This window comes from Clostridium puniceum (assembly GCF_002006345.1).
In the GTDB taxonomy this organism is placed as follows: Bacteria; Bacillota; Clostridia; order Clostridiales; family Clostridiaceae; genus Clostridium; species Clostridium puniceum.
The window spans coordinates 1-2,969 of the sequence record NZ_LZZM01000067.1; the positions used below are offsets into that span (position 1 = coordinate 1).

The 2,969-nt window shown below is 33.7% G+C and carries 2 protein-coding genes; both read left to right on the top strand.

All coding sequences use genetic code 11. From position 1 onward, the window contains the following. The first annotated feature begins 51 nt into the window (after positions 1-51). Positions 52-699, top strand: coding sequence for a fructose-6-phosphate aldolase (fsa, locus tag CLPUN_RS05620; protein ID WP_077846350.1), 648 nt, complete (start codon positions 52-54; stop codon positions 697-699). Between the two features lie 306 nt (positions 700-1,005). Further along, positions 1,006-2,969 (top strand): transketolase (tkt, locus tag CLPUN_RS05625; protein WP_077846351.1); only part of this gene is annotated, 1,964 nt, incomplete at its 3' end.

A 2,969-nucleotide genomic window follows, 5' to 3' on the forward strand; every position in this document is an offset into this window, starting at 1 on the left:
TTTCAACTATCACTGTTAACTGTAAATTGAATTAAGGGAGATGTTAAGGAAATGAGATTTTTTTTAGACACAGCAAATGTAGAACATATTAAAGAAGCAAATGAAATGGGAGTAATATGTGGTGTAACTACAAATCCATCACTAGTAGCGAAAGAAGGAAGAGATTTTAACGAAGTTATTAAAGAAATAACAGGTATAGTAGATGGACCAATAAGTGGAGAAGTTGTAAGTGAAGATGCTGAAGGGATGATAAAAGAGGGAAGAATCATCGCGGCAATCCATAAGAATATGATTGTAAAGATTCCAATGACAGCAGAAGGACTTAAAGCAACTAAGGTTTTATCAAAAGAAGGAATAAAAACAAATGTAACTTTAATATTTTCAGCAACACAAGCATTACTTGCAGCTAATGCAGGAGCAACATATGTAAGTCCATTTTTAGGAAGAATAGATGATATATCAATGATAGGTATGGATTTAGTTAGAGATATAGCAGAAATTTTTGCAATTCATGGAATAGAAACAGAAATAATAGCAGCTAGTGTAAGAAATCCAATTCATGTTATTGAAGCAGCAAAAGCTGGAGCAGATATTTCAACTATCCCTTATAGTTTAGTAATGCAAATGGTACAACATCCATTAACAGATCAAGGACTAGAAAAATTCAAAGCAGACTGGGCAGCAGTTTTTGGAAAGTAGCAATTAAGTGTTAATGAGAAATATATTGTAAAGTGTTACAATAGAAAAATAAATGAATTTATAAATAGAAGAAGACCACAATAAAACAAGCTATAAAGATAAGAATTTATAAAGTTATAAATATAAGAGATTATAGCAAAAATGTGGGTTGTAGCGTTATATAAAATGACATTTATATAAAAGGAAACTAGGCTTATATTCTTTCGCTGAGTAAGTTCGAAGAGCAAAATCATAAATTTTGATTATCACTTATAATGCACCTTAAGCTATAGTATATAAAATTTGTAATGTAAAGTGAGGAAAAAAATGAGTAGAGAATTAGATAAACTATCTATTAATGCAATAAGGGTACTTTCGGCAGATGCTATTGAAAAATCAAAATCAGGACATCCAGGGTTACCACTTGGAGCAGCTACAATGGCGTTTACATTATGGTCAAAGATGAACCATAATGGAAAGAATCCAAACTGGGAAAACAGAGACAGATTTGTATTATCAGCAGGACATGGTTCAATGCTTGAATATTCATTATTGCACTTATTTGGGTATGGAGTAACAGCTAACGATATTAAAAATTTCAGACAAGTAGGAAGTTTAACACCAGGTCATCCAGAATACGGTCATACAAAAGGTGTCGAAATTACAACGGGACCACTTGGACAAGGTATTTGTAATGCAGTAGGTTTTGCTATGGCAGAAGCACACCTTGCAGACAAGTTTAACAAGGAAAACTATAGTGTAGTAGATCACTATACATATGCTGTAGTTGGAGATGGCTGTCTTATGGAAGGAATTTCAGGAGAAGCTTCATCACTTGCTGGAACTTTAGGACTTGGAAAATTAGTTGTATTATATGATTCAAACAATATCTCAATTGAAGGAAATACAGATATAGCATTTAGAGAAGATGTGGCTAAGAGATATGAAGCTTATGGCTGGCAGGTATTAAAAATTACTGATGGAAATGATATAGATGCAATTGAAAGTGCAATAGAAACAGCTAAAGCAGAAACTTCAAAACCATCAATTATAATAGTTAAAAATCAAATTGGCTTTGGATGTCCTGCAAAACAAGGAAAAGCATCAGCTCACGGTGAACCATTAGGAGCAGATAATGTACTTGCTATGAAGGAAAACTTAGGATGGAAGACAGAACCAGCTTTCTATGTACCAGATGAAGTATATACAAATATGAATGAACATATAGAAAAAGGTGTTTCAAAAGAAGCGGCTTGGAATAAATTATTTAGTAAATATTCTTCAGAGTACCCTGAACTTGCAAAAGAATATGCTGCATGGATGAGTGGCGAAGTTGATAAAGAAGCGTTATTAAATAATGAAGAATTCTGGAGCTTCGATAAAGAAATGGCTACAAGAGAATCTTCAGGAATAATGATAAATAGATTAGCTAAAATTATCCCTAACTTAATTGGAGGTTCAGCAGATTTAGCTCCTTCAAACAAAACTTATATGGCTGGTAAAGGTGACTTTTCAGCAGAAGAAAGAAGTGGACAAAATCTTCACTTTGGAGTTAGAGAACATGCTATGGCAGCAATAGTTAATGGTATGTATGCTCATGGTGGGCTTAAAGTATTCTGTTCAACCTTCTTCGTATTTAGTGATTACATGAAAGGTGCTATGAGATTGTCTTCATTAATGAATCTTCCAATAGCTTATGTTTTAACTCATGATAGTATTGGAGTAGGGGAAGATGGTCCAACTCACCAACCAATAGAACAATTAGCAGCACTTAGAAGTATGCCAAACATGGCAGTGTTTAGACCAGCAGATTCCAAAGAAACAGCAGCAGCTTGGTATTATGCTATAACTAATGGAAAAACACCAACATCATTAGTATTAACAAGACAAAAGTTACCACTATACGATGGATGTGCTAAGAGAGCATTAAAGGGTGGATATATACTTAAAGATTCTAAGAAGGAAACTCCAGATGTACTTCTTATGGCATCAGGTTCCGAAGTTGAATTAATATTTAATGCAGCAGCTGAATTAGATGCTAAAGGAATAGATGCAAGAGTTATAAGCATGCCATCATTTGAATTATTTGATGCTCAAGATGAAGCGTACAAAGAAGCAGTAATGCCAAAAACAGTTAGAGCAAGAGTTGCAGTTGAAGCATTAACAAGCTTTGGATGGCATAAATATGTAGGTCTTGATGGAGAAATTATTTCATTAGATACCTTTGGAGCATCAGGAAATGCAGAAACATTATTTAAACAATTTGGATTCACGGTAGAAAATGTTGTAGA

What these genes read in the sequence shown, in the direction of transcription:
- fsa (WP_077846350.1), top strand. Translation starts at nt 52, where the DNA reads ATGAGATTTTTTTTAGACACAGCAAATGTAGAACATATTAAAGAAGCA.